The organism is Paenarthrobacter sp. 4246 (assembly GCF_040546855.1).
Taxonomy (GTDB): Bacteria; Actinomycetota; Actinomycetes; order Actinomycetales; family Micrococcaceae; genus Arthrobacter.
This window is the reverse complement of the sequence record NZ_JBEPOP010000010.1, coordinates 82,891-109,432: the sequence shown is the minus strand read 5'-3', so window position 1 is coordinate 109,432 and position 26,542 is coordinate 82,891. Positions and strand designations below refer to the sequence as shown.

22 protein-coding genes are annotated in these 26,542 nt (G+C 61.1%); 14 read left to right on the top strand and 8 right to left on the bottom strand.

Features of this window, described 5'->3' with window-relative positions; genetic code table 11:
- The first annotated feature begins 7 nt into the window (after positions 1-7).
- A complete protein-coding gene (gene dnaE, locus ABIE35_RS17885; RefSeq protein ID WP_354517019.1) occupies positions 8-3,565 on the top strand; it encodes a DNA polymerase III subunit alpha in 3,558 nt (1,185 codons plus the stop codon).
- A gap of 34 nt (positions 3,566-3,599) precedes the next feature.
- On the opposite strand, the gene ABIE35_RS17880 is transcribed toward dnaE, so the two are convergent.
- Positions 3,600-4,100 (bottom strand): flavin reductase family protein, encoded by a 501-nt coding sequence (locus tag ABIE35_RS17880; protein ID WP_207597532.1) that lies wholly within the window; start codon positions 4,098-4,100, stop codon positions 3,600-3,602.
- A 110-nt stretch (positions 4,101-4,210) separates the two neighbouring features.
- On the opposite strand from ABIE35_RS17880, the gene ABIE35_RS17875 reads away from it, so the two are divergent.
- The 3 genes from ABIE35_RS17875 (at position 4,211) to nrdR (ending at position 6,790) form a co-directional block, all read left to right on the top strand.
- Positions 4,211-4,744 (top strand): hypothetical protein, encoded by a 534-nt coding sequence (locus ABIE35_RS17875; RefSeq protein WP_354517017.1) that lies wholly within the window; start codon positions 4,211-4,213, stop codon positions 4,742-4,744.
- Positions 4,745-4,748: 4 nt separating this feature from the next.
- Positions 4,749-6,113, top strand: coding sequence for a histidinol dehydrogenase (hisD, locus tag ABIE35_RS17870; RefSeq protein WP_354517015.1), 1,365 nt, complete (start codon positions 4,749-4,751; stop codon positions 6,111-6,113).
- Between the two features lie 173 nt (positions 6,114-6,286).
- A complete protein-coding gene (nrdR, locus tag ABIE35_RS17865) occupies positions 6,287-6,790 on the top strand; it encodes a transcriptional regulator NrdR (protein ID WP_280627719.1) in 504 nt (167 codons plus the stop codon).
- Positions 6,791-6,876: 86 nt separating this feature from the next.
- Here the strand turns inward: nrdR and ABIE35_RS17860 are convergent, their stop codons facing one another.
- The 3 genes from ABIE35_RS17860 to map all read right to left on the bottom strand — a co-directional run bounded on the left by ABIE35_RS17860 (position 6,877) and on the right by map (position 9,406).
- Entirely contained in the window at positions 6,877-7,644 is a 768-nt protein-coding gene (locus ABIE35_RS17860; protein ID WP_354517013.1) for an SDR family oxidoreductase, read from the bottom strand.
- Between the two features lie 8 nt (positions 7,645-7,652).
- Entirely contained in the window at positions 7,653-8,456 is an 804-nt protein-coding gene (gene ppgK, locus ABIE35_RS17855) for a polyphosphate--glucose phosphotransferase (protein WP_354517121.1), read from the bottom strand.
- 71 nt (positions 8,457-8,527) lie between these two features.
- Positions 8,528-9,406 (bottom strand): type I methionyl aminopeptidase, encoded by an 879-nt coding sequence (gene map, locus ABIE35_RS17850; protein WP_354517011.1) that lies wholly within the window; start codon positions 9,404-9,406, stop codon positions 8,528-8,530.
- A gap of 108 nt (positions 9,407-9,514) precedes the next feature.
- Here map and ABIE35_RS17845 point away from each other — a divergent pair, with 108 nt between their 5' ends.
- Entirely contained in the window at positions 9,515-9,679 is a 165-nt protein-coding gene (locus ABIE35_RS17845; protein WP_011774435.1) for an SPOR domain-containing protein, read from the top strand.
- On the opposite strand, the gene panB is transcribed toward ABIE35_RS17845, so the two are convergent.
- The gene (gene panB / locus ABIE35_RS17840; RefSeq protein ID WP_354517009.1) at positions 9,676-10,581 is read right to left on the bottom strand and encodes a 3-methyl-2-oxobutanoate hydroxymethyltransferase; all 906 of its coding nucleotides are present in this window, start codon (positions 10,579-10,581) and stop codon (positions 9,676-9,678) included. The genes ABIE35_RS17845 and panB overlap by 4 nt on opposite strands.
- Positions 10,582-10,771: 190 nt before the next feature.
- Between panB and glnA (ABIE35_RS17835) the strand changes: the two genes are divergently transcribed.
- Together glnA (ABIE35_RS17835) and ABIE35_RS17830 are read left to right on the top strand one after the other, a co-directional pair.
- Positions 10,772-12,112 carry a type I glutamate--ammonia ligase gene (gene glnA / locus ABIE35_RS17835; protein ID WP_026542529.1) on the top strand — a complete coding sequence of 447 codons (1,341 nt, stop codon included), beginning with the start codon at positions 10,772-10,774 and terminating at the stop codon, positions 12,110-12,112.
- A 9-nt stretch (positions 12,113-12,121) separates the two neighbouring features.
- The gene (locus tag ABIE35_RS17830; RefSeq protein WP_354517007.1) at positions 12,122-15,133 is read left to right on the top strand and encodes a bifunctional [glutamine synthetase] adenylyltransferase/[glutamine synthetase]-adenylyl-L-tyrosine phosphorylase; all 3,012 of its coding nucleotides are present in this window, start codon (positions 12,122-12,124) and stop codon (positions 15,131-15,133) included.
- Here the strand turns inward: ABIE35_RS17830 and ABIE35_RS17825 are convergent.
- Entirely contained in the window at positions 15,130-16,617 is a 1,488-nt protein-coding gene (locus tag ABIE35_RS17825) for an arylsulfatase (RefSeq protein ID WP_354517005.1), read from the bottom strand. The genes ABIE35_RS17830 and ABIE35_RS17825 overlap by 4 nt on opposite strands.
- Positions 16,618-16,677: 60 nt before the next feature.
- Between ABIE35_RS17825 and ABIE35_RS17820 the strand changes: the two genes are divergently transcribed.
- From ABIE35_RS17820 to ABIE35_RS17810, 3 genes are all read left to right on the top strand, one after another.
- Positions 16,678-17,247: a GNAT family N-acetyltransferase gene (locus ABIE35_RS17820; protein ID WP_354517004.1), complete on the top strand. Its 570-nt coding sequence runs from the start codon at positions 16,678-16,680 to the stop codon at positions 17,245-17,247.
- Positions 17,248-17,301: 54 nt separating this feature from the next.
- Positions 17,302-17,517 (top strand): hypothetical protein, encoded by a 216-nt coding sequence (locus ABIE35_RS17815; protein ID WP_026542533.1) that lies wholly within the window; start codon positions 17,302-17,304, stop codon positions 17,515-17,517.
- 614 nt (positions 17,518-18,131) lie between these two features.
- Positions 18,132-18,482, top strand: a complete 351-nt coding sequence (locus ABIE35_RS17810) for a hypothetical protein (protein WP_207597139.1) — start codon at positions 18,132-18,134, stop codon at positions 18,480-18,482.
- Between the two features lie 71 nt (positions 18,483-18,553).
- On the opposite strand, the gene glnA (ABIE35_RS17805) is transcribed toward ABIE35_RS17810, so the two are convergent.
- Positions 18,554-19,978: a type I glutamate--ammonia ligase gene (gene glnA, locus ABIE35_RS17805; RefSeq protein ID WP_089594519.1), complete on the bottom strand. Its 1,425-nt coding sequence runs from the start codon at positions 19,976-19,978 to the stop codon at positions 18,554-18,556.
- Between the two features lie 324 nt (positions 19,979-20,302).
- Here glnA (ABIE35_RS17805) and ABIE35_RS17800 point away from each other — a divergent pair, with 324 nt between their 5' ends.
- Positions 20,303-20,740: an RDD family protein gene (locus ABIE35_RS17800; protein WP_207597140.1), complete on the top strand. Its 438-nt coding sequence runs from the start codon at positions 20,303-20,305 to the stop codon at positions 20,738-20,740.
- A gap of 85 nt (positions 20,741-20,825) precedes the next feature.
- Here the strand turns inward: ABIE35_RS17800 and ABIE35_RS17795 are convergent, their stop codons facing one another.
- Positions 20,826-21,587 (bottom strand): DUF4191 domain-containing protein, encoded by a 762-nt coding sequence (locus ABIE35_RS17795; protein ID WP_207597141.1) that lies wholly within the window; start codon positions 21,585-21,587, stop codon positions 20,826-20,828.
- A gap of 191 nt (positions 21,588-21,778) precedes the next feature.
- Between ABIE35_RS17795 and ABIE35_RS17790 the strand changes: the two genes are divergently transcribed.
- Genes ABIE35_RS17790 through ABIE35_RS17780 form a run of 3 tightly spaced genes read left to right on the top strand, consistent with a single transcriptional unit; the run spans position 21,779 to position 26,518 of the window.
- Complete coding sequence (locus ABIE35_RS17790; RefSeq protein ID WP_354517001.1) at positions 21,779-23,803, top strand: CDP-glycerol glycerophosphotransferase family protein; 2,025 nt, start codon at positions 21,779-21,781, stop codon at positions 23,801-23,803.
- Positions 23,803-25,677 carry a hypothetical protein gene (locus ABIE35_RS17785; RefSeq protein ID WP_354517000.1) on the top strand — a complete coding sequence of 625 codons (1,875 nt, stop codon included), beginning with the start codon at positions 23,803-23,805 and terminating at the stop codon, positions 25,675-25,677. Before ABIE35_RS17790 ends, ABIE35_RS17785 begins: the two co-directional genes overlap by 1 nt.
- Positions 25,661-26,518, top strand: a complete 858-nt coding sequence (locus tag ABIE35_RS17780; RefSeq protein WP_354516998.1) for an acyltransferase — start codon at positions 25,661-25,663, stop codon at positions 26,516-26,518. The genes ABIE35_RS17785 and ABIE35_RS17780 overlap by 17 nt, the downstream gene beginning before the upstream one ends.
- Positions 26,519-26,542 lie beyond the last annotated feature (24 nt).

Genomic DNA, 26,542 nt, shown 5'->3' with positions numbered 1-26,542 from the left:
TGTCGTGGTGACTTCCAGCAATGATTCGTTCGTCCACCTGCACACCCACACCGAATACTCCATGCTGGATGGAGCGGCCCGGCTGGGTGAGCTGTTCGATGAAACCGAACGTTTGGGCATGCCCGCCCTGGCCACCACTGACCACGGCTACCTGTTCGGAGCCTTCGACTTCTGGCGCAAGGCCACGGACAAGGGCATTAAGCCGATTATCGGCGTCGAAGCCTATGTGACTCCCGGGACCGCCCGTGGCGACAAGGAACGCGTACGCTGGGGCGACGAAAGCCAGCGCAAGGACGACGTTTCCGGTGGTGGCTCGTACACCCACATGACGCTGCTGAGCTACAACAACGTGGGCATGCGGAACCTGTTCCGGGCCTCGTCCATTGCCTCCCTTGACTCCGTTTTTGGCAAGTGGCCACGGCTGGACCGCGAGTTGCTCAACACTTACTCCGAGGGCTTGATCGCCACCACGGGTTGCCCGTCCGGGGAGGTCCAGACCAAGCTGCGTCTCGGGCTGTACAAGGAGGCCGTGGAGGCCGCCGCAGAATTCCGCGATATCTTCGGTGCGGAGAACTACTTTTGCGAGTTGATGGACCACGGGCTGGATATTGAACGGCGGGTGACCGGAGACCTCCTGCGCCTCGCCAAGGAGCTCAACCTTCCCTTGGTGGCAACCAACGATCTCCACTACACCCACGAGCACGATGCCAAGGCCCACGAGGCACTGCTGGCCATCCAGTCCGGTTCCACGCTCCTGGAGCCGACCTATGACAACGGCGGTTCCCGCTTCGCCTTCTCAGGCAGTGGCTACTACTTGAAATCGCCGCAGGAAATGCGGGAACTGTTCCGCGACCACCCAGAGGCCTGCGACAACACGCTGCTCATCGCCGAGCGCTGCGAAGTATCGTTCAACACCGGCGCCAACTACATGCCCCGCTTCCCTTGCCCGCCCGGGGAAGACGAGACCTCCTGGCTGGTCAAGGAAGTAGACGCCGGCCTCAAGTACCGATACCCCCAGGGCATTCCGGACAAGGTGCGCAAGCAGGCCGACTACGAGCTCGGCGTCATTACGTCCATGGGATTCCCGGGCTACTTCCTGGTGGTGGCCGACTTCATCAACTGGGCCAAGAACAACGGGATCCGGGTAGGTCCAGGCCGTGGTTCCGGTGCCGGCTCCATGGTGGCTTACGCCATGCGCATCACCGACCTCGACCCCCTGCAGCACGGCCTGATCTTTGAACGCTTCCTGAACCCGGACCGCGTTTCCATGCCCGACTTCGACGTCGACTTCGATGATCGGCGCCGCTCCGAAGTGATTGACTACGTCACCAAGAAGTACGGCGACGAGCGCGTGGCGATGATCGTCACGTACGGAACGATCAAGACCAAGCAGGCCCTGAAGGACTCCTCCCGTGTTTTGGGCTACCCGTTCAGCATGGGCGAGACCTTGACCAAGGCGCTTCCGCCTGCGGTCATGGCCAAGGACATTCCGCTGGCGGATATCCAGAACCCGGAATCCAAGCGCTACAGCGAAGCGGGCGATTTCCGCCAACTCATCGCCACCGATCCCGAGGCGGCCAAGGTCTTCGAGACGGCTTTGGGAATCGAAGGCCTGAAGCGCCAGTGGGGTGTCCACGCCGCCGGTGTCATCATGTCCTCGGACCCCATCATCGATGTCATTCCCATCATGCGCCGTTTCCAGGACGGCCAGGTCATCACCCAGTTCGATTACCCCACGTCCGAAGGCCTCGGCCTGATCAAGATGGACTTCCTGGGCCTTCGAAACCTGACGATCATTTCGGATGCCCTGGAAAACATCAAGATGAACCGCGGCGTAGAGTTGGACCTGGAAAACCTGGAACTCGACGACGCTGCATCCTATGAACTCCTTGCCCGCGGTGACACCCTGGGCGTTTTCCAGCTTGACGGCGGACCCATGCGGTCCTTGCTCAAGCTGATGAAGCCTGACAACTTTGAAGACATCTCCGCCGTCCTGGCGCTGTACCGCCCGGGTCCCATGGGCGCCAACGCCCACACTGACTACGCGCTGCGCAAGAACGGGATCCAAGAGGTCATTCCCATCCACCCGGAGTTGGAAGAACCCCTCAAGGAAATTCTCGGCGGCACCTTCGGCCTGATCGTGTACCAGGAGCAGGTCATGGCTGTGGCGCAGAAGCTGGCCGGATACTCGCTGGGCCAAGCTGACATTCTCCGCCGCGCCATGGGCAAGAAGAAGAAATCCGAACTGGACAAACAGTTTGCCGGGTTCTCCCAAGGCATGCAGGACAACGGCTACTCCATGGCTGCCGTGAAGACCCTGTGGGACATTCTGCTTCCGTTCTCCGATTACGCCTTCAACAAAGCCCACTCAGCTGCGTACGGCGTGATCTCCTATTGGACGGCCTACTTGAAGGCGCACTACGCGCCGGAATACATGGCTGCGCTGCTGACCTCGGTGGGTGATGACAAGGACAAATCGGCCATCTACCTCAATGAGTGCCGGCGCATGGGCATCACGGTGCTGCCGCCGGATGTCAACGAATCCTCGCTGAACTTCACCCCGGTTGGAACGGATATCCGTTTCGGTATGGGGGCCATCCGGAACGTCGGCGTCAACGTGGTGGACGCCATGGTGTCAACGCGCGCCACAGAGGGCAACTACACCTCGTTCAAGGATTTTCTCTTGAAGGTTCCGGCCGTCGTGTGCAACAAGCGCACCATCGAATCGCTGATCAAGGCCGGCGCTTTCGATTCGCTGGGGCACCACCGCCGGGCTTTGGCCATGATCCACGAAGAAGCCATCGATTCCGTGATCACCCTCAAGCGCAACGAGGCGATTGGCCAGTTCGACCTCTTCGCAGGCTTCGAGGACCAGGAGCCCGAAGCGTCGCTCACCACAGAAATCCCGGACCTTCCCGAGTGGGAGAAGAAGGACAAGCTGTCCTTCGAGCGGGACATGCTGGGACTCTACGTTTCAGATCATCCCTTGCAAGGGCTGGAGGGCGTTCTTAGCCAGCACGCGGAACAGTCCATTACTTCAATCATTGGTGAGGATGGACCGCACGACGGCGCGATTGTCACCATCGCGGGCATGATCACCTCGTTGAGCCGCAGGATCGCCAAGGCCAGCGGCAACGCCTACGCCCGGGCAGAAATCGAAGACCTCGGCGCATCCATGGAGGTCATGTTCTTCGGGCAGGTCTACGGTCCCATCGCCTCCGTCCTGGCGGAGGACCTCATTGTGGTGGTCAAGGGCAGGCTCCAACGCCGGGACGACGGCGCCGTGACCTTGAACTGCATGGAGCTTTCGGTGCCTGACCTCAGCGAAAGCGTTAATGGTCCGGTGGTTATTACCATTCCCACGTTCAAGGCGACGGAAGCGGTAGTAACGGATCTGCGTGATGTGCTGCGCACCCACCGCGGGAACTCCGAAGTCCGGCTCAAGCTGATGGGTGATACCAAAGTGGAGGTCATGGGGCTGCCCGTGCATATGCGGGTCAACCCCAGTCCGTCGCTTTTCGGTGACTTGAAGGTCCTGCTTGGTCCGGCCTGTTTGGACAACTAGCGGTCAGAATCCGCCAGTCACGGATTTCGCCCGGTCAGATTTCGTAGTCGAGCGGTGCCGGCTTGCTGTAACCGCCGCTGTGGTACAGCAGGGGAGTGCCGTCGTCGCCTACTTGGCCATCGATGACCTCCACTACGACCACTGCGTTGTTCTCGAACGAGAGCCGCATCTGGATCTTGCCCACCAGCCAGCCACTGACATCCTTGAGAATCGGCACGTCGTGGGGTCCAGGTTCCCAATGGTCGCCTTCGAACCGGTCACGTGTCCGTGCGAAACGGTTGGCGAGGGCTTGATTTTCAAGCCCCAGCATGTGGACGCCGATGTATTCGGCATTGGCTACGGCCGGCCACGAACTGGAGCTCCTGGCCATGTTGAAGGTGAACCGGGGCGGCTCGGCGGACAGCGACGCCACAGAGGTGGCCGTGAAGCCGAAGGGTTTTCCGTTTAAGTTCGCCGTGATGATGGCAACCCCGGCGGCATGCCTGCGGAACATCTCCCGGAAAGTCTGGTCAAAGCCGGATGGTTCGCTTGTCACGTGGATGAATCTCCTGGACTGGGGGCTGAGTCTCCCCTCAGAGTATTCCTCCGGCACCGCCGGGTCCTCATTTTGTTGAGCCTGCATGAACCTTTGTTAATGTGAGGAGTATGACCGAGCCAACCGTGCACGTACCTGCTGTTGCCGAACCGGCTGCGGCCGCGCATCCCCGCAGTTTCAAGGAGGCCCTCTGGCTTGTCCTTCCGCCGGCCGCCGGCGTCCTTCTTGGTGTGCTCTGGTGGCTGTTTGCTCCGGGTGGGCTCAACCTGGTCTCCGGCAACCCCGCGCTTGCCGATGCAGGCAATCCTGAGTCCTGGCTTCCACGCGACCTGGTCCTGGCGGGGCTGGTTCTCGTGGCGGGGTGCTTCACGGGGGTCATGCTGGACGGGAAACTGCAGGGTCCCAACGTGGCGCGCCGATTGACCTTCGCACTTGTTGGCGGCGCCCTGGGTGGCATTGTGGCGTGGTTGGTTGGCTTGCTGACCGCGCAGCTGTTTGGCCCGGCCCCCAACCCTGCCGTGGGCCCAGGCTATGGATTCACGCTCCGTTCCTTTGCTGTGCTGTTGTTGTGGCCGGCTGCCACGGCCTTCATCACGTTCGTCCTGGCGCTGTTCGGGGTTCTTTCCAAGAAGCCCGTAAAATAGCCAAGTGACCACTTCTTCGGATACTTCCGCCCGCGCCGCCGCTTCCCTCGATTTCCGGAGCATCGATTTCCGGGGCCGCCACCTTTCCTTGGCTGAGCTGCGTGCCGCAGTCCCCAGGGCGCGCCATCAGACCATGGCCGACGCCGAGCAGAAGGTCCAGGACATCATTTCAGCCGTCCGCGGCCGCGGCTTTGCAGCCCTCGCTGAGCTGGCCAGGAAGTTCGACGGCGTGGAACAGTCCCACCCGCGGGTTCCGGCTGAGGCGCTGGCCCAGGCCTTGGCCGGGCTGGACCCCGATGTCCGCGCTGCTTTGGAAGAGTCCATCAGCCGCGCCAGGCAGTTTGCAGAGCAGCAGCGCCCGGCCAATGTGGATGTTGCCCTGGCCGATGGCGCCGTTGTCAGCCAGAACTGGATTCCGGTGGGCCGCGTGGGGCTCTACGTGCCCGGCGGACTCGCGCCTCTGGCCTCCTCAGTGATCATGAACGTGGTGCCGGCTGTAGCTGCCGGGGTTGAGTCGATTGCCCTGGCTTCCCCACCCCAGAAAGACTTCGACGGCCTTCCGCACCCCACCATCCTGGCTGCGGCAAAGCTGCTCGGCATTGATGAGGTCTATGCCATCGGCGGTGCACAGGCGATCGTTTCCCTCGCTTACGGAATCCCGGGATCCGCGGACGAGTTGCCCATTGAACCCGTGGATGTGGTGACTGGCCCCGGTAACATCTTCGTTGCCACGGCCAAGAGGCTCGTCAAGGGCGTGGTGGGCATCGATTCCGAAGCCGGCACCACCGAGATTGCCATTCTTGCCGATTCCACGGCACAGGCCCCCCTCGTGGCCGCCGACCTCATCAGCCAGGCAGAGCACGATCCCAAAGCAGCTTCGGTTCTGGTGACGGACTCTGCTGACCTGGCTGACGCCGTCGTGTCTGAACTGGCGCGGCAGGCTGCCGTCACCAAGCACAGCGCCCGGGTTCTGGAGGCGTTGTCCGGGCCCCAGTCTGGTGTGGTGCTGGTGGATGATCTCGAGCAGGGGATCGCGGTCTGCAATGCCTATGCGGCTGAACACCTGGAAATCATGACGGCGGATGCTGCGGCTGTTGCGTCTCGGATCCGCAACGCCGGCGCCATCTTTGTGGGTGATTACAGCCCCGTCAGTCTGGGAGACTACTGTGCCGGATCCAACCACGTGTTGCCCACCAGTGGGACAGCAGCCTTCTCTTCAGGCTTGAATGTCACCACGTTCCTTCGTGCCGTGCAGGTCATCAACTACGACCGTTCGGCGCTGGAGCAGGTCAGCGGCCATATCGTGAGCTTGTCAGGCGCCGAGGACCTTCCCGGTCACGGCGACGCGGTCCGGATCCGCTTCGCGTAACCGCCTGAACCACTACATATAAGGGTGCCCACCACTACATGTAGTAATTACACGCTTGTCATTACGTAGTGAACAAACGTAAACTGGTGCCGGAAGTTAAACTTCCGGCACCTTTTGCGTCCCCGGCTGCCGCCGGTCCCGTTCCGTGCCGGATCTATCAGGGGAGGCCCAGCGTGTATTGTCCGTTCTGCCGGAATCCCGACTCCCGCGTCGTTGACAGCCGCATGGCTGACGACGGCTCTTCCATCCGCCGCCGCCGTCAATGCCCCGAGTGTGGCCGACGGTTCACCACGGTGGAGACCACCAGCCTGTCCGTCATCAAACGGTCCGGCGTCGGCGAGCCCTTCAGCCGCATCAAGGTCATCAGTGGTGTCCGCAAGGCATGCCAAGGACGCCCGGTCACTGAGGACGATCTCGCCATGCTGGCTCAGGAAGTCGAAGAGAATATCCGGTCTTCGGGTGCGGCGGAAATTGATGCGCACGAGGTTGGTTTGGCTATTCTTGGCCCACTGCGGAAGCTGGATGAGGTGGCCTACTTGCGTTTCGCCAGCGTCTACCAGGCTTTTGAGTCCCTGGAAGATTTCGAATCGGCCATTTCACTGCTTCGCCACGAGCATGAAGAACATGCGAAGACCGGCGCAAAAGAGGCCAAGGGTTCAGAGAAGAGCCCGCTGTAGCTCCGGTGGCGGTGCGGAGGGGAAGCCGCACCCGCCACCGGCACCAGGACCGGCACGCGTCCAGGTGAGCGTTTTCGGCGCACCGGTCAGCGGCCGCCGGAAACAGGAAGAACAGCGCCGGTGATGTACCCGGCCTCGGCGGTCATCAGCCATAGGACGGCCGCCGCCACTTCTTCGGGCTCAGCGCCGCGCCCCATGGGAATGGTCGGGTTCAACCTTTCCACCCGGTCCGGCATCCCGGCGGCGGCATGCAATCCGGTGTTGGTGCTGCCGGGGGCCACCGCATTAACCCGGATGCCCTGTTTGGCCACCTCGGCCGCCAAACCAACCGTGAGGACATCCACAGCGCCCTTCGTGGCAGCGTAGTGGACCCAAGTGCCGGGGGAGCCCGCCTTGGTGGCGGTTGACGAGATATTGACGATTGATCCGCCACGGCCGCCGTTGTCCGTCGAGAGCCGCCGCACGGCTTCCTGGCACATGTAGATCATCCCGGACACGTTGACGTCAACAACCCGTTGAATGGTCTCGGCCGGTACGCCCACCAGGGTGCCGATCAGGTTACCGGTGATGGCCGCGTTGTTGATAACAGCGGTTACCTGACCGAAGCCTGCGGCTTCCTCGAACAAACGCACGACGTCGGCAGGGCGGCTGACGTCCGCCTGGACGGTCAGTGCCCGGCCGCCCAGGCCAATGATGTCCTCGGCCACGGCTTTAGCGCCGGTGCTGTCCTCAGAGTAGTTGACCACCACTGCGTATCCGGCGCGGGCCGCAGCGCGGGCTACGGCAGCTCCGATACCTCGGCTGGCTCCAGTGACGATAACCGTTCCGACTCCCGGAGTCGTGCCTTCAGCCATCCTGCGGACTACTTGGCGAGCTTGTGGTGCAGGGCGACCTCAAGCGCTGCACCGACAATACCGGCGTCGTTCTTCAATTTCGCGGTTACGATCTTGGTGCGCAGGTCCAGGTGCGGGAAGTACTCATCGGAGCGCTTGGAGATTCCGCCGCCCACAATGAAAAGTTCGGGGGAGAACAGGAACTCAACGTGCTGGAGGTATCGGTTGAGCAGGACGCCATACTCGTCCCAGGTCAGGCCATCGCGTTCACGGGCCACAGCGGAGGCCTTGGTCTCGGCGTCGTGTCCGTCCACCTCCAGGTGGCCCAGCTCGGCGTTGGGGACCAACTGGCCGTTGAAGATGAAAGCAGAACCAATGCCGGTTCCCAGAGTGATGACCAGGACCGTTCCATCCACGCCTTCGCCGGCCCCGTAGCGGGCTTCCGCCAGGCCGGCTGCGTCGGCGTCGTTGATGACCTCCACGGGACGGCCAAGGCGCTTGGTAAACCTTGCGTCGATGTCAGTCCCGAGCCAGGTCTTGTCAACGTTGGCAGCTGAGTTGACCACGCCGTGTTGGATGATCCCGGGGAAGGTCACACCCACCGGGGAGTCTGCAGCCGGGGCGTCCGGGCGGCTGGACAGTTCTTCGACAATCTGGGCTACAACTTCGGCCACTGCCTCAGGAGTTGCGGGCTGGGGTGTGGGAACACGGAAGCGGTCACCAATCAGCTTGCCCTTTTTCAGGTCGACGATGCCGCCCTTGATGCCGGTGCCACCGATGTCGATACCGATCAGCGGTGCGTTCTTGTGGGTCTTCTCATCCTTCTTGGACAATGCAATTCCGATCATGGCAGGAGGTGATGGGCATGGCGCAGCCGCCCGGGCTGCTGGACCTTCCGACGAGCTCAGGGAAGGGTAAGGATTTCCGCGCCGGTCTCAGTGACCAGCAGGGTGTGTTCGAACTGGGCCGTGCGCTTGTGGTCCTTGGTAACGACTGTCCAGTCGTCGGCCCACATGTCCCATTCGATGGTGCCGAGCGTCAGCATGGGTTCAATGGTGAAGACCATGCCTGCCTCGATCACGGTGTTATACGCCGGGGCTGCGTCGTAATGCGGAATGATGAGGCCCGTGTGGAAGGCCTCACCCACACCGTGGCCAGTGAAGTCCCGTACCACGCCGTAGCCGAAGCGTTTGGCGTAGGACTGGATGGCACGGCCGATTACGTTGATTTCGCGGCCAGGGGCCACGGCCTTGATGGCCCGGTTGAGCGACTCCTGCGTACGCTCGACCAGCAGACGGGATTCCTCATCCACGTCGCCAACCAGGAAAGTGTAGTTGGTATCCCCATGGACTCCACCGATGAATGCTGTGATGTCGATGTTCAAGATGTCGCCGTCCTGCACCACGGTGGAATCGGGGATCCCGTGGCAGATGACTTCGTTCAGCGAGGAACACAACGACTTGGGAAAGCCGCGGTAGCCAAGCGTGGAGGGATAGGCCTTGTGGTCCAGAAGGAACTCGTGGCCGATTTTATCCAGGTAGTCCGTGGTGACGCCGGGCTCCAGGTGCTTGCCGACCTCGACGATCGCCTGGGCCGCAATTTTGCCGGCGATGCGGATCTTTTCGATGGTCTCCGCCGACTTCACCTCGGAACCTGTGAACTTGGCCGGCGCCTTCTTGCCGACGTATTCGGGCCGGGGAATGGAGGCCGGGACGGGCCGCTCGGGGCTGATGGTTCCGGGGGTGAGGGCGCCGATGGGTGCAGTCGAAGCAAGAGAAGGCATAGATTGATCATATAAGGCACACAAGAGACGTAAGTAACAAAGGGTGGCTGGGTTCCTGTGACCCCGCCAACGTTACGCGTCCAGCCGCCCAAGGACCGAGGAGGAGACGTGACGGAGTACTGGTATAACGTCAAGACGCACGAGATCGAAGAGGACGCCATGTCCGATTGGACCCAGCTGATTGGCCCTTACAAAACCAGGGAAGAAGCCGAACACGCCTTGGAAAAGGTTAAAGCCCGAAACGATGCCTGGGACGCCCAGGACGACGACTAGAAGGAATGCTCAGGTCCGGGAAACTGCCCGGACCTGACGTCCTCGCCGAAAGCGGCGGCTGCGTCGCTCAGGGTGGTGCGCAGATCGGCGTATTGCTTGACGAATTTGGCCATTTTGCCTCCCCGCAGACCAGCCATGTCCTGCCACACGAGGACCTGGCCTGTGGTGGCGTTTCCGGCACCGATACCTACGGTTGGTACCCGCAACGCGGCATCGATGACGGCCGCCGTTTCCGCCGGAACCATTTCCATGAGCACGCTGAAGGCTCCGGCGTCCTGCAACGCAACGGCGTCGTCCACGAGGCGTTGTGCATCGTCTCCGCGGCCCTGGACGCGATAACCGCCCAGGGAGTGTTCGCTCTGCGGAGTGAAGCCAATGTGGGCCATGACGGGGATGCCGGCCTGAACCATGGCTTTAACGGTGTCCGCGTAATAGGCGCCCCCCTCGATCTTGACGGCGTGCGCCAGGCCTTCCTTGAGGAACCGGACGCCGGTAGCAACTGCGTGCCCTGGCGAAACCTCGTAGCTGCCGAAGGGAAGGTCCGCCACGATCAGGGCCCTCTTGGCCGCCCGGCTCACCGCCCGTGTCAGGGGCAGGAGTTCGTCCACAGTGACGGGCAGGCTCGTCTCGTTGCCAAAGACATTGTTGGATGCCGAGTCTCCGACGAGGAGGACTTCGATTCCTGCCTGGTCAAAGATCTCTGCGGTGTACTGCTCATAGGCAGTCAGCATGGCGAAGCGACCGCCGTTGTCCTTGGCTTGCTGGAGGTGGTGGATCCTGACTCTGCTGATCGGCTTACCGGCGCTTGCAGCCGGCGTCGTGGCAGCAGATGCCGGGCCGGTTCCGTAGGGTGCGGGAACTTCGGCGGGCGTGGTGGACTCAGGAAGGTTGCTCGGGGCCATGGGTAGAGCCTAAGGGGTGCCGACGACGCCTGCCACCAGTGTGCCAAGCGTCACTGAATGTAAACGCTGTGTTACGCGCAGGTACTGCTGCGGCATAAGCACCGAAGACTTAGTAGAGTGAAGGCTGAGTTGTCGTGGCTCCAAACCATTGGAACCAGCGGCATGGACACTGAATCGGAAAAGAGGCCCTATGGACCGCCAGCAAGAGTTCGTTCTGCGGACGATCGAAGAGCGTGACGTGCGCTTCGTACGCTTGTGGTTCACCGACGTCGTGGGTTCCCTTAAATCGGTGGCGCTTGCGCCCGCCGAGGTTGAAGGAGCTTTTGAAGAGGGCCTTGGCTTTGACGGTTCAGCGATCGAGGGCCTCGCCCGCGTCTTTGAGTCCGACATGCTCGCCCAGCCGGATCCGTCGACCTTCCAGATCCTTCCATGGCGCGGTGAGACGGAGCAGACATCGCGCATGTTCTGCGACGTCCTGACTCCTGACGGCGAACCCTCCGCAGCTGACCCCCGCAACGTCCTCAAGCGGACCCTGGCCAAGGCTGCGGACATGGGGTTCACCTGCTACACCCACCCGGAGATCGAGTTCTACCTGCTCAAGTCCAAAGACCTTGGCCCCGATGGCTCGCCGGTTCCCGTGGATGAGGGCGGCTACTTCGACCACGTTCCGGGCGGAGTCGCCCAGGACTTCCGCCGTACGGCTGTCACCATGCTCGAATCCGTCGGCATCTCCGTGGAGTTCAGCCACCATGAAGGCGGTCCGGGCCAGAACGAGATCGACCTCCGTTACGCGGACGCCCTGCAGACAGCTGACAACATCATGACCTTCCGTACGGTCATCAAGGAGGTCGCGCTCCAGCAGGGGACCTACGCCACCTTCATGCCCAAGCCGTTCACCGACCACCCCGGCTCCGGCATGCACACCCACTTCTCCCTGTTCGAGGGCGACACCAACGCGTTCTTTGAAGCCGGAGCTGAGTTCCAGCTGTCCAAGACGGCACGCCAGTTCATCGCGGGAATTTTGAAGCACGCTCCCGAATTCACGGCTGTCACCAACCAGTTCGTGAACTCCTACAAGCGGCTCTGGGGCGGCGGCGAGGCGCCGAGCTACCTGAGCTGGGGACACAACAACCGTTCCGCGCTTGTCCGCGTTCCGCTGTACAAGCCCGGCAAGGGCCAGTCGGCGCGCATCGAGTACCGCGGGATCGACTCCGCCACCAACCCGTACCTGGCCTACGCTGTCCTGCTGGGCGCAGGGCTGAAAGGCATCGAGGAAGGCTATGAACTTCCCGCTGCAGCAGAAGACGACGTCTGGTCGTTGACCACCGCGGAGCGCAGGGCCATGGGGCATGCGCCATTGCCGGCCAGCCTCCACGACGCCATCCGCGCCATGGAGGAATCGGAGCTTGTAGCCGAGATCCTGGGCGAGCAGGTCTTCGAGCACTTCCTGCGCAACAAGCGCGCGGAGTGGCAGGATTACCGCCTCCAGGTCACGCCGTACGAGTTGCAGCGCAACCTCGGCATTCTGTAGGCAGGGCCAATGAGCCTTGCACGTCGGCTCATTTCAGCCGGTTTCAGTGATCTCGAAAAGGCAGAACGTTTCCTTGCGGCCCCTGAACTTGAGGGCATTGACCAAGAAGCGTTCTTTGCCGGGCTCTCCATGGCAGCGAGCCCGGATACGGCCCTGCAATCGTTGGTCCGGCTTCTGGAGAAGAATCCAGGGCTGCAGAAGCTGGCTGCGGCGGAGCAGGACATCAGCGAGCCCATGTACCGTCTGTTGGGCGCTTCCGAGGCGCTGGGGGAGTTCCTCATGCGCCGGCCGGAACACCTTGATGTCTTCGAGGTCCGCGTCAGCCCGGAGCCCCTGCAAGCCTCCAGCGAAGAACTCCGGGCCATGCTGCTCCGTTCCGTGAAGGCCGAACCCGGAGCCCAGCGCCCTGTGGCCGGGATAACCGGCATGCCGGCCTACGCGGCACTTCGGAGCGCCTATCGACGCGGGCTGACAGAGCTGGCCATCAAGGATCTTTGTGCCGCATCGCCCCAGGACTTCATGCCGGCTGTCGGCGCCGAGCTGGCGGACCTCGCTGGTGCCGCCATCGAGGCTGCCCTCGCCGTGTCCCGGGCCGAAGCGGCAGGACAGTACGCTGCCGCGGAGATCGCCGACGTCGGGCTTGCCGTCATGGGCATGGGCAAGTGCGGCGCCCGTGAACTGAACTACATCTCCGACGTCGATGTCATCTACGTCATAGAGGCAGGGGAGCTGGAGGACGCTCGGGCGTCCACCATCGGTACTGCCCTGGCGTCCGGGATTTCCCGTGCGATTTCCTCGTCAGCGCCGGAGCCCGGGCTGTGGGAAGTCGATGCCAACCTCCGTCCCGAGGGAAAATCGGGACCATTGGTCCGAACCTTGCCCTCCCATCTCAGCTACTACGCACGCTGGGCAGAAAGCTGGGAGTTCCAGGCGCTGCTGAAGGCCCGCACCATTGCCGGCGACCGGGAACTGGGCCAACGCTACGAGAAGGCAGTGGAACCGCTGGTGTGGGCCTCCGCGGGCCGCGAGGGGTTCGTCGAATCCGTGCAGGCGATGCGCCGCAGGGTCACCGATTACATTCCCGCGGCTGAGGAACAGCGCCAGATCAAACTGGGGCGCGGCGGTCTTCGCGATGTCGAGTTCACCGTCCAGCTGCTGCAACTGGTCCATGGAAAGTCCGACGAATCCCTGCGATGCAGGGACACCACGTCAGCCATTGCCGCACTGTCTGCCGGGGGTTACATCGGCCGGACGGATGCAGCCGCTTTCGACAACGCCTACCGCTACCTGCGCTTGCTGGAGCACCGGATCCAGCTTTTCCAGCTGCGGCGAACCCATCTCATGCCTGTGGCGGAGGACGCACAGCGGTTCCTTGCCAAGGCCGTCCTGGGGCCCTTTTCGCTGGAGCGGCCCCATCCGGACCAGCTGATGGCGACCTGGCAGAAGACAAAGAAAGCCGTGCGGGAGCTGCATGAGCGCATCTTCTACCGCCCCTTGCTCAATACTGCGGCCAAGCTGAGCAGCGAGGATGCCAAGCTCAGCCCGGAGGCAGCCCAAGGGCGGCTTGCTGCCCTGGGCTACTCGGATCCGCAAGGGGCAATGCGACACATTGAAGCACTGACGGCCGGAGTCAGCCGGCGGGCGGCGCTGCAGCGCCAGCTCCTTCCCATTCTGCTGGGCTGGCTCGCCGAAGGCGTGGACCCCGACGCCGGTCTGCTCGCCTTCCGCAGGGTCAGCGAGGCCCTGGGCACGACACATTGGTATTTGGGTCTGTTGAGGGATTCGCAGGCGGCTGCGGAACGCTTGTGCCAGGTGCTGGCCAACTCCCGGTTGATATCGGATCTGTTGGAAGTTTCCCCGGAATCCGTGGCCTGGCTGGGGAGTGATAAGGATCTGGTGCCTATCCCGTTCGAGGCACAGTGGCAGGAGATCCGGTCCAAGCTTTCCCGCCACCCCGATCCCGAAAGTGCCATGCGGCTCATTCGCTTGATCCGGCGCCGCGAGATTCTGCGGACAGCGATCGCCGACAGTTCCGGATTGCTGGACCAGGACGCAGTTGGCCTTGCCCTGGCCGAAACCGACCGGGCCGCTGTCCTGGGGGCGCTTCATGTAGCCGAATCCGTCATTGCCGCCGATGGTCCTCTGAAAACTGATGTCCTGGTGGTCGCCATGGGGCGGCAGGGTGGACGGGAAATCGGTTACGGCTCGGACGCCGACGTCATCTATGTGCATCGCGCCCGTCCCGGGTTCTCTGACGCAGAGGCCCAGGAGCAGGCGACGGCGATCGTCGCCAAAGTCTCCAGCTTCCTCACCCAGCCGCTCAAGCCGGCCATCATGGCTGAACGGGTACTCATGGTGGACGCGGACCTGAGGCCCGAAGGCAAGAACGGCGCGATGGTCCGGTCGCTGGAGTCCTATGCGGAGTACTACCGTCGGTGGTCGCTGATTTGGGAGGCCCAGGCGCTGCTGCGGGCGCGTCCCATGGCCGGTTCCGATGAGCTGGCCGCCGATTTCGTCAAGCTTATTGACCCGATCCGCTACCCACGGGAGTTGGCGGAGCAGGATGTGCGGGAAGTCCGTCGAATCAAAGCACGCGTGGAGTCTGAACGTTTGCCGCGAGGCGCTGACCCTGCGCGTCACGTCAAGCTTGGGCGCGGCGGGCTGAGCGACGTCGAATGGCTGGTGCAGTTGATCCAGCTCCAGCACGCCGGCAAGCATCCGGAGCTGAGGACAACTTCGACGCTTGAGGCCCTCTCCGCAGCGGAAAAACTGGACTTCATTGGACACGACGACGCTGCGCTCCTGCGGGATGCGTGGCGGTTTGCCAGCAGGATACGCTCAGCGAATGTGATCGTCACGGGCCGGGCTTCTGACCTTCTGCCGTCTTCACGCAAGGACCTTGAAGCTGCGGCGCGCTGGTGTGGATATGCTCCAGGGAATGCCGGCCAGTTTGAAGAGGACTATTTACGGCTCAGTCGTCGGGCCAGGGGAGTGTTCGAGAAGATCTTCTACGGCAACTAAGCACTGGAGAGGGCCTCAGTGGCTTTCTCCCGTGCGTGCCGCAACATGGAGACCACCGGAACCCCTGGCACCAGCGTGCCGTTGACCACGTAGCCTTCTTCACGGTCCCGGAGTGTCTCCACCATCCGATCCCGCCAGCGGTGCAGTTCAGCGTAGCTCGCGGGATCGTCGGCGAGGTTGAAGCGTTCCTGCGGATCGGCGTCGAGATTGAACAGTTCTTCGGTTCCTTCGCCGGAGCCCCAAATGTATTTGTGGTGTCCGTCGGTCAACCAATGGAGATTCTGTCCCCAGTACACGTGTTCGCCATGCAGGACGTCCCGGACGGATTGGGTATTCTCGCCGCGCACCAGTGGCGCAAGGGACTTTCCATCCACGGAGTCCGGTATGGGCAAACCGGCAAGATCCAGCAGCGTGGGCATGATGTCCCGCAGTTCTACGACGTGGTCCACTACGGTCCCACGCGCTGCATCCTTTGCTGCAGGGGAGTTGGCGATAATGAAGGGTATGCGGGCGGATCCTTCGTAGGGTACGGCCTTGCGGAACATGTGGTGGTCGCCCATCATTTCACCGTGGTCGCTGGTGAAGGCTATGACCGTGTTGTCATCGAGTCCGAAATCCGCCAGTGACTCCTTGATCCGGTTGATCTGCAGATCGATCTGCGCCATCAGGCCGTAGTACCCAGCCCTGGCACGGTGGACCACGTGGTCCGGCATTCTGCCGTAGCTTGCTTGGTAGTCTCCGTCCCTGCGGTTCTCATCCCAGTGGTGTTCCCAATTGCCCACCAAGGCCTCATACTCGGGGATGCCGAGGTACTGCTCAAAAGCCCACGACGGCGGGTCGTACGGTGGGTGCGGACGGTGGAAGGAAAGGTAGAGGAAGAAGGGTTTCACGGGATCGCGGCGGTGCATCCATTCGATGGCCTGCGTGCCGATCCAATGCGTAGGGTGCAGGTTCTCTGCCTTGTCCCACGGTCGGGCTACAACCGAGTTGCAGTTCACGCCGTGATCGAAATACTCGGCATCCGGGCCCATCCCCGGCTGCCTCCGGAGCCACGGCACGTAGTCGTCAAACATGGCGAAATGCTGTTGATGTTCCCGCCGCGCGTGATGAAGATAGCCGTCATGGAGGAGCACGTCGTCGAAGCCGAGCCTTGAGCGTTCGGGCCACACATGCATCTTGCCGATTGCTTGGGTGTGGTATCCGCCTTTTCTGAACTCGTCCTGTACTGTCACCGGGTGGACAGCGTGAAACGGTACGCCGTCGTTATACCCCACCCGGCCGTGCCGTTCCTGAGACTGTCCTGTAAACAAGGCCGCACGGGCAGGGACGCAGGATGGGGTAGCAGAATAGCCCTTGGAGAACCGTACGCCGCTTCGGGCGAGTTCATCGAGATGGGGAGTTTCGACGAAGGGATGGCCGTCCGAGGACAGGCAGTCGCCCCTCCATTCATCCACGCAGATCAGAATGACGTTCGGCCGGTTCATGGAGAGGTTCCTTCGACGTAGGGAACAGTTGTGACAACACTAATAGGAAGAGCCCGCGAAATGCTTGAATATGACTCGGAGGATCAATTTTCGAGCGTGAATGATCACTCAGGCGTGGGTGATGTGTGGCTGATTCCGCTTAAGTGCCTGGACGATGACGCGCGGGCCATTCACCTGGGTGCCGTGGCCGCGCTTTCCGTCAATGAGGGCCAGCGCGAGTTCGTCGGCGACCCCTTCCGCATGATGCTGCTGGGCGTGGAGGAGGAGTCCCGCCTGCCGTACGTCATTGAGTCAGGGGGGCTGACGGTGGGTGTGCTGACCCTCCAGTACGGGGCTGCGGAATTGGCGGGTTGGTCCGACGATGATTCTGCATGGCTTCTCAGGGGCTTCCTGATCGACTCGGGAAGCCAAGGGCGTGGCCTGGGAACACGGGCTGCGCGTGCGGCAACACAGGAGGCGCGCAAGCTGACGACCCGGCTGGGCGGCGGCCAGACCGGCGTCGTGCTGTCCGTCAACGAACGTAATCCGGCGGGACAGGCTGCTTACGCCAAGGCTGGCTTCGTTGATGCAGGCAGGTACCTGGGCGGCAGTTCCGGTCCGCAGCGAACCATGTATAGAGCCTTCGAGTGACACTGACGTCAACACTGGTTGACGACTCCCGTTTCGTCAACTAGGGTTGACGGCATGGAGGTGGATCGAATGAAGACGCTGGTGGGATCGATGGATGGAATGGGCCCGGCTGAGGCACTCTACGCTGTAGCGGAACTTCAGAAGGAAGTCGGGCGGCGGGAAGCTTCGCTGGTACGTGCGGCCAGACAGTCCGGTTTGTCATGGGAGGCAATAGCCCTTTGCCTGGGCGTCAGTAAGCAGGCGGTGCACAAGAAGTACGGCAAACAGTAGAAATACTGCCGCGGCAAAATGTGCAGGGGTCTGGCCCCGGCGGCTGGGGTCGTTTAGGATTCTCCCGTGACAATCAGCGTGGATTCGGAAGGTGCAGCTTTCTCCACCATGTGCTGTTTTCGCTGCGAACAGGCAGGGCCGCACTGGTCCTCGCGTCACGGCCGTGCCGGTACGTTTGTCTGCCGGCGCTGCTTTGCGACCTTCTCTGACGAAGAACCTGCTGCAATGGTTGGGGGAGTTTTAAGCCATTCTCCGGCGACCGCCGAAGAGCTGCGGTTTTTCGAATCCAAGTAGTCGCGGTACCTGGCAGGCGAAAAAACGAGTACACGCTACTCGTGTCCCCGCAATGGCCGCGGGGCAGCATGGTGGTTATGACAACGTATGTGATTGAACCAGCGGCCCTGCTCCATCGCTGCCAGTGCTGCGGCGAAGAAACTGACCGGGTGTTCTGCACTGACTGTGCAGCGCCGGAAGTCCCGGGACAGTCGCCCAGAACCAAGCACTGAGGGCTTGGCTCCCGTGAGCGCTGCGGCTCCCGGGGCATCAGGCTGCGCAGACGCTAAGTATCCTTATAGACTTCTTCTGTCACTGTTCTCGAGGCAGAGGGAAAGTCCATGGAATACAACCCAAGTTCGACAGAGAAGACCGTCCTTGCCGGGGAGTTGGACCGGCGCCATGTGGGCCAGTCCGTGAGCTTTCAGCCCAATGACTTCACTGTGGTTTTCGGAACCATCGCAGGCATTGCGCGAACCGAAGCGCTGGTCTACCTGTCGCTTGATGGAGTCGGCGGCGGTACCCACCTGAAGGATGAATACGACCTCACGATCGACCACAAGGTCTACCTTCAGCTGGATCCGCTGGGCAGCGCTGAAAAGGGTCTTTCGGAAGCTGCTGGTTTCGTCAAGGAGAAACTGGATGAGATCGCCAGGAACATCCGCGAACGCGATCAGGATAAGACTGAGTAGTTAGCCGCAAAAATGGCGATCCCCGGTCCATGTGGACCGGGGATCGCGCTGGTTAATGCGCGTGGTGGAGCTTAGACGCCGTAGTAGAGCTCGAACTCGTACGGGTTCGGGCGCAGCGACAGCGGGCGGATCTCATTCTCGTACTTGTAGTCGATCCAAGTGTCGATGAGGTCCTGGGTGAAGACGCCGCCGGCCTGCAGGAACTCGTTGTCCTCGCGAAGGGCCTCAAGAGCTTCTTCCAGGGAACCCGGAGCCTTGGGGATGTCCTTGGCTTCCTCGGCCGGGAGCTCGTAGAGGTCCTTGTCGATGGGAGCCGGGGGCTCAATGCGGTTGCGGATACCGTCGATGCCGGCCATCAGCTGGGCAGCGAACGCCAGGTACGGGTTGGACGAGGGGTCCGGAGCGCGGAACTCGATGCGCTTGGCCTTCGGGTTGGTGCCCGTGATCGGGATACGGATACCGGCGGAGCGGTTGCCCTGCGAGTAGACCATGTTCACGGGGGCCTCGAAGCCCTTGACCAGGCGGCGGTAGGAGTTGACCGTCGGGTTGGTGAAAGCCAAGACTGCGGAAGAGTGCTTCAGCAGGCCGCCGATGTACCAGCGGGCCATGTCGGAGAGGCCTGCGTAGCCCTTCTCGTCATAGAACAGCGGGTCACCGTTGCTCCACAGTGACTGGTGGCAGTGCATGCCCGAGCCGTTGTCACCGAAGACAGGCTTCGGCATGAAGGTGACGGACTTGCCCCAAGCATCGGCAGTGTTCTTGATGATGTACTTGAACTTCTGCAGGTCATCAGCAGCCGCGGTCAGCGTGGTGAACTTGTAGTTGATCTCAGCCTGGCCGGCGGATCCAACTTCGTGGTGGGAGCGCTCAACCTCAAGGCCGGCCTTGTCCAGTTCGATGCACATGGCGTCGCGAAGGTCGGCCTGCTTGTCGGTGGGGGAGACCGGGAAGTAACCGCCCTTGACGGGTGTCTTGTAACCGAGGTTTCCGCCCTCTTCCTTACGGCCGGTGTTCCAGTGAGCTTCCTCGGAGTCGATCTTGTAGAAGCTGCCCTGCGGGGAGGACTCGTACTGGATGTTGTCGAAGACGAAGAACTCAGCCTCGGGAGCGAAGAAAGCGGTGTCGGCGATGCCTGTGGAGGCCAAGTAGGCTTCAGCCTTCTCGGCTACGCCACGGGGGTCGCGGTGGTAGGGGTCACCGGTGCGGGGGTTCACGATGGAGAAGTTCAGCGCAAGCGTCTTCTCGATGCGGAATGTGTCGATGAAGGCCGAGGTCACATCCGGGATGAGCTGCATGTCGGACTCTGCGATGCCCTGGAAGCCGCGGATGGAAGAACCATCGAAGAGCTGGCCATTGACGAAGAAGTCAAGGTCAACGCTCTTGGCCGGCACATTGAAGTGCTGCTGGACACCAGGAAGGTCGGTGAAGCGGATATCGACGAATTTGACGTCTTCGTCTTTGATGAACTTGAGGACTTCGTCCGCAGTCTTGAACATCTATGCTCCTTATGCATATCAAGTAACAGGCCCGGAAGGCCGCGTGGTGCAGCCCATGCCAAAGCTCCGGAGACACAAAACATCCCCTTGTGCAGTGGTGGCTGGCAACTCATACCACCATAGGGAGATGGGATTTCCCGGGGGTGTCAGTATTGTTTCCGGCAGGTTACAGAATCATCTGTTGTGTAAACGGTAGTCGGCTTCCTGGCGTCTGGTCCACGTCGGTCCGGTGGGCGAACACTGCGCCCGGAAGCACCCCTTGGCGGCCGCTTCCGGGACTCTGGTAGGTCGGACACGGAGCAGCCCAGCCGTTAGGCTTGAGGTGTGGTTGACAGAAAAGACATTGGCTCCTGGTTGAGCGGTCCGGACACGTCCGGAATCTCCAAGTATCCCGGCGAAAGGCTCGGGCTGCCCGAGTCGGGTCCCGGCTCCACTGCGCGCGCCGGTCGCCGCATCCTGGGCATCGTTGTGGATTGGACCATCGCGTTGGTCATCAGCAACTTTGCCTTCGGCGGCGACCCTTGGGCTACGCTGGCCATTTTCGCAGTCGAGCAGATTCTCTTGATTGGCACTTTGGGCTACAGCATCGGACACAGGGTGGCTGGTATCCATGTAGTTCGCTTGGGCGGTGGTCCTGCCGGTCCGGTGGCCGCAGTGGTACGGACGATCCTCTTGTGCCTGGTCATTCCGGCGGTTGTCTTTGATCCCGATCAGCGGGGCCTGCACGACAAAGCCATGAACACGATCCTCATACGGATGTAGGCACGTCCTTCCGGCAATGGACACAACGAAAAACCGCTGCTCCCCGAATTCGGGGAGCAGCGGTTTTTCGTTGAAACGAAGAGCGTCAGCGTCCGCGTGCGGCCTTGCGGTCAGGGCGCGCTTTGTAGGGATCGATGCCTTTGGGGATCGGCAGGCGGTTCCCCAGGGAGTTGATCCGTTTGCTGACAGCGTTTACTTCAATCTTGGTGAGCTCCTTGTTGAGCTTGCCCATGGTCTTTGCCAGCTTGTTCAGGGGCACTTGGCCTTCGCCGCGTCCGGATTCCAGAACGTGGATGGTGACGTTCGGGAGAATGCGGGCAAGGCGCTTGCGCTCTGCATCCACAAGGGGCTTAACACGGTGTGTGGGGCCTTCGCTGACCAGGACAACTCCGGGCCGGCCAATAGCCATGAAGACTGCATCCTGCGTGCGCGGGTTGACCGCTACAGGCTGGTCTTGCGTGACCCAACCACGGCGGAGGGTTCCCAAGGCGGCACCGGAGGCGCCCGGCTGGTTCTCGATCTGGGCGAAGGCAGCCTTTTCGGCCCTTCGGGACAGGATGAACACCGCTGCCAAGAGACCCAGCGGAATACCAATGATCAGGCCGGTGACCCAGTTCTCCAAAAGGAAGCCGATCAGGAATGCGACAGCCACCACGGCAAGGAACGCCAGCACCATGATCCACACGACCTGGGGATCATTCCGCCGGGTCATTTTGAAGACTTCAGCGATTTGCTTCAGCTGGCCAGGCTTCTTTGCCTTGGCTTCCTTGGGCTTGCGCTGGAACAGCCCACGCTTGGGTGCGTCGGCCGAGGGGGTCGAGTTGCTGGAATCAGGGGAGTTCGCCATAGTGCCTTAATTCTACGTGATGTACGCCCAGGCACCGGACGCCCCGTGGAATACGTCAGGGGCGCCAGAGATTCGTTTTTGATTTCTCCGTCATGAACCAGCCCGCTGTGTCACTTGGTTTAAGTGACTCCCAAGCTCCGGAGTGACTCGATACTGCGCATTTCCCCTCGTTCGATCCCCATAGGAACCACATGCCCGATCTGCCGCCACTGCTCACCATCGTCCTTGAGGAAACCGGACAACTTGACCGCGAGTCAGCCATGTACCGGCGATTGATAGCTGCACGCCTGCGCCTTGAATCGCATTTCGCTGTCCTCCATGTTGCTGAGTCCTTGACGACGGCCGTCATCGCCAGGCTCTGCCGGAAGATCGACAGCAAGTACGTCATCTTCATGCGGACTTCCCACCTCTTGTCGGCGAACTACGTGGCCACCCTCTTCGATTACCTCAAGTCGCGCACCGTCTATCTTGCCGAGCCCGTCATCTACACAGGCCCCATCCCTAAGAATGTTGCCGGAACCAAGCTCGACGACGCCTACCACTACGCCCGCGACACCGACGTCTTTGGCAGTGCCTTCAACACGAGGAGATTGTCCGACGCGCTGGAAGCGCTCGGGGACGTGGATCGCACCGCCATTTACACCAGCTACCGGATGTACTGGTCCATAGCGAAGGTCAGGCCGCTCACTACAGGTTTCTCAATGGCATCGGATACCAAGGCGGCGATCGGCCTTAGGGTTGCCGCGGAAGCCAACCGTCTAATGCCGCTGATGCCCGTTCACTCCCAAGAAATCAGGCTGCAGGTCCTGCGCTACGTTGCTCTGTTCCTCCGGGGGATCCGGGGGCAAAAGACGACGTCCATTACTTTGAACCATCTTCGGGACTTGATTAGCGGCTTCGAGCTGATGGAATTGCTGGCAATGGTGGAGCCGCTGCAGCCTTTCGAAGCTGCCTGGATCCGGTGGCTGGATGACCCGGCAGACGGCAAGCAGTTCTTTAAGCAACTCAGTAACAAAGACGCCTACCTGGTTTTCCGGCACAAGCCGGACGCCGGCGCGAACGAGGTCCCGCTGTATGAGTTGCTGTTCAATGATGAAATCCTGAGGATCGGAAAGTGCTATCTGGCCCGCAACCTCAGGTCCGGCCATGCCAGGCCCGGCAGCTACAACTTCTACAACCGGCCGATCCGTCCTTCCTCGACGATCCTCTTCTTCGACCGGCCTCATCAAGCGGACGACAATGCCGAGCATTTGTACGAATACTTCACGGCAAAGCATCCCGAATTTACCCATGTGTACTTCGCCATCAACCCCAAGTCGCCCGACTGGGCGCGCCTGGAGGCCAAGGGCTTCAACTTGATCTCTATTTTCACCAAGGAGTTTTACGAGAAGTTCCTTATATCAGACCTTGTGGTGTCCTCGCAGATATACAGCATCAGATACCGGGGAAAATCGTTTGCCAACTCACGATTTGTCTACCTCCAGCATGGAATCCAACTCAATGACATGTCCGATTGGGTGCTGTCCAAGTACTTCGACGTCTTTGTCACCACGGGCAGGATTGAAGCGGACTACATGAGCAAATTGGCTCCTGTCGAGACCCTGAACAGCGGATTGCCGCGATACGAGTCCTTGGCCCGTGACATTGACGGACAACAACATCTTCTCTTCATGCCCACATGGCGCTTCAACCTTCACCAGTCCTCGACTGAGCACTTCGTGCAGTCGGACTACTTCCATGCCATTGACACCTTGCTCTCGGACCCAAGGCTTATGAGGTTCCTTGAAGACACAGACCGGATCATGCATGTGAAGCTTCACCCCAACGTAGAAAAACGAGCCGGACAGTTCAGGTTTAGCGAACGCATCGTGAAGTCTGGTTTGAGTTACCGGGAAGCGATCCGCGCCGCTGAATTCGTGGTGACCGACTACAGTTCCGCGGCCCTTGACGCGGCCTTCGTCGGCACGCCGATTGCGTACTACCACTGGGACGCAGCCGACTTCTTCAAGGACCAACCATACGAGAGCCGCCTGGACTACAGCGACGACGGACTGGGCCCTGTGTTCAGTGAGCACTCTGAGCTGGTGGACCACATCGTACGGGAGGATTTCGCCGTGAGGGATCCCAAGTACATCAGGCGTCGCGAGCGTTTCTTCGAGGGAGTGGATCCAGCGCGCATCAACGAAAAGATCGTCGAAAGGATGTTGAGTCTCTGATGGCGTTGATTCAAGGCTTCAAGAAGAGCATCACCAAAGCGTGCCGGGAGGCTGCCTACTCGCCTGCTGGCCTGGAGGTCGCCAGGGCAGTTCTGGCCTCCCGTCCTGATTCACCCGTGCGGCGCATCATCAAGGCCAGGGGCCTGGAGGAAAGGATCCGCCGTGTTGCCTCCGAAAATCTCCCGCAAGGGGTCTACTTCGCGAAGCTGACCTTGGGCAATTGGGAAGCCCGGAAGGGTCAGAAGTTCCGGCTGCTCCAGGACGGGAAGGTGGTCTATGGAAACATGGTGGAACCACCGGCCCGTGGCTTCCCGCTAGAATACCGCAACATCATGGTCACCTCGGACGATGTCTCCCGCTTCGCCGTCGATATCGATGCGCCATATGAGCTGAAGATCGGGCGGGGAGCGTTCACTACGCGACAGCAGCTTACGTACGATGAGCAGTATGGTGTGGAGCAACACGGGGACGTGTTTTACTCCTTGCGCGGGAACACAACGAACCCGAAGAAAATGCTCATCACCTTCCCCGGGTTTGGCCCCTCGACAACGCGGATTTCCTACGCAGTAAGTTACCTCAAGGACCTCACGGAGACGGACTTGCAGGACACCTTGATGGTGTGTTTCCAAGACCGTTACCTGGTGGCCGGTTCCTACATGATGGTAGACAATGCGGGCAGGCCTCTGGAGAGCCGGGTCGGGGGAGCCATTGAGGGGCTGCGGAGCCGGTTCCATATCGATCGTAAAGAGATGCTCTTCTTCGGTGCCTCCAAGGGTGGTTCCATCGCCATCCACTACGCCAACGACTATCCTGAGGCCGCCCTGCTGCTTGCAGTGCCGCAAATGAACCTGCCGTACTACTTCAACAAGCCGTTTTTCAAGGACAACCTTCTGCAAAACCGTGCTCTGCGCGATGTCGGGCAACCAGAGGACCGCCTCCGCCGGTATTTCGCGGAAGGACGCAAAATTGATTACTTCTATACGAACTCCGACGAGCTGAGCAACCATTCACTGATCGAGTTGGCCTCCGACATACCCAATCTCTCAAAGTACCGCATCAATGGCGGGCATTCCGAGGTCGCCAGGGCCGCGCTGCCTGCCATGTTGTGCATCATCCGGAGATTTCTCAGCCACCCAGTGGAACAACAATTCGCGTGCGAAGAGATGCGTACCTTCCACCACGACCAGACCGTCCAGGTGCAGGTCCGGATCGATGCTGAAGCATCCATGGTCACCGGGGCCAACTGGTTCATCGCCGGGAGCTCGGGGAGAACACGGTTTCTGCAGCTGATGACAGAGCACTCCTATCACTTCGTCAAATACACCGCAGGTGAGCAGAGCCTTTTCCCCGCCTATGACCCAATCGACCAGCTCTCCCAGGTGATCGCCATGAAGGCCGATGGAACCACGTGGACCGGTGCCCTGCCGGAGGCTGTGAAACCGGGGACGCGGATACCTCAGAAGAGCCTGAGTTCCCAGGCGTTGACTCTTCACACAGAAACGACGCAGGACTATGCAGTGCTCGACGGCGATACCTTCGCGCGTTTCCGCTATCGCTGCCGCACACTGGCCCCTGACGGTGACACGATGGAAATCCATTTCGTTTCCGACCCCGAAGCAGACATTGCAGACGTCGAGGACAGTTGTACTCGGACTGCGTGCAGGGCCGCAGTCCAAGCCGTCGATGGCTGGGCCCTGGCGGACATCGCAGCTCTGAGGTTCGTCATCGCAGCGGGAGTCCAGCGCTTGCTGATTGTCGTCCATGGGGACCTGCAAGCCCAAGCTGCCGAGGTACTGTCCACCATCGACTGGGAAGAAACCAGTGTTGTGCTTGCGGACTCCCGGGAGGTGTTGGCCGGTGTCGGACATCACTGATTCAACCAGAGGCAGCCACGCCCCAAAGAACCAGATCATCCGCTCTTACGCGGACGTCGCCGCGATTCAGGACAACGTAGTACACCTCAAGGAAACGCCCGGTTCTGAATTCACCTCATCCAGCGTGGAATTCGCGGGAACCGGAAACGTCCTGTTCATCGAGGACGGAACAAGGCTCCGCAACACAAGGCTCCGCTTCTTGGGGAACGACGCCGTGATCCATCTTCGGAAGTCCCATGGGTTCCTCAGGCTGATCGTGACGGTATTCGAAGAGTCCGTCTTCTATTTGGGGCCCGGTGCAACTTTCACGGCAGAAGCACGGGTCCTTCCCACTGAACGCAGGCACGTGATCGTGGGCAGCGATGCAATGTTTTCGTCGCGGGTTGCCTTCAGGACGGCCGACCCACACTTGATCTACTCAGTCGAGCACCACCAGCGGGTCAATCCGAGCGAGTCCATTTGGGTGGGGGACCATGTGTGGTTGGGGGAAGACACGCTTCTTCTCAAGGGAGCCAGAGTCGGTTCCGGCAGCATTCTTGCGGCCCGTGCCTTAATTACCAAAAACGTCCCGTCCAACGCTACTGCCGCAGGCGTGCCCGCAAGGATCGTAAGCAAAGGGATCTTCTGGGCGCGACCATCCGTGCATGGGTACACGGTGGCCCAAACGGAAAGGAGCCTTGTCCATTCGGGGGATGAGTTCATCTTCGTCCCCGATGAACAGGTCATTGACATCTCCACCTTGGAACGCGGGTTGGACGCTGCTACCTCCGGCATCGGACGGGCCGCCTGGTGCTTCCAGTTGGATCACATGGGCGCCAGGAACCGGTTCTATCTGGGGTGAAACCAATCAGCCGCGCCGCCTGGT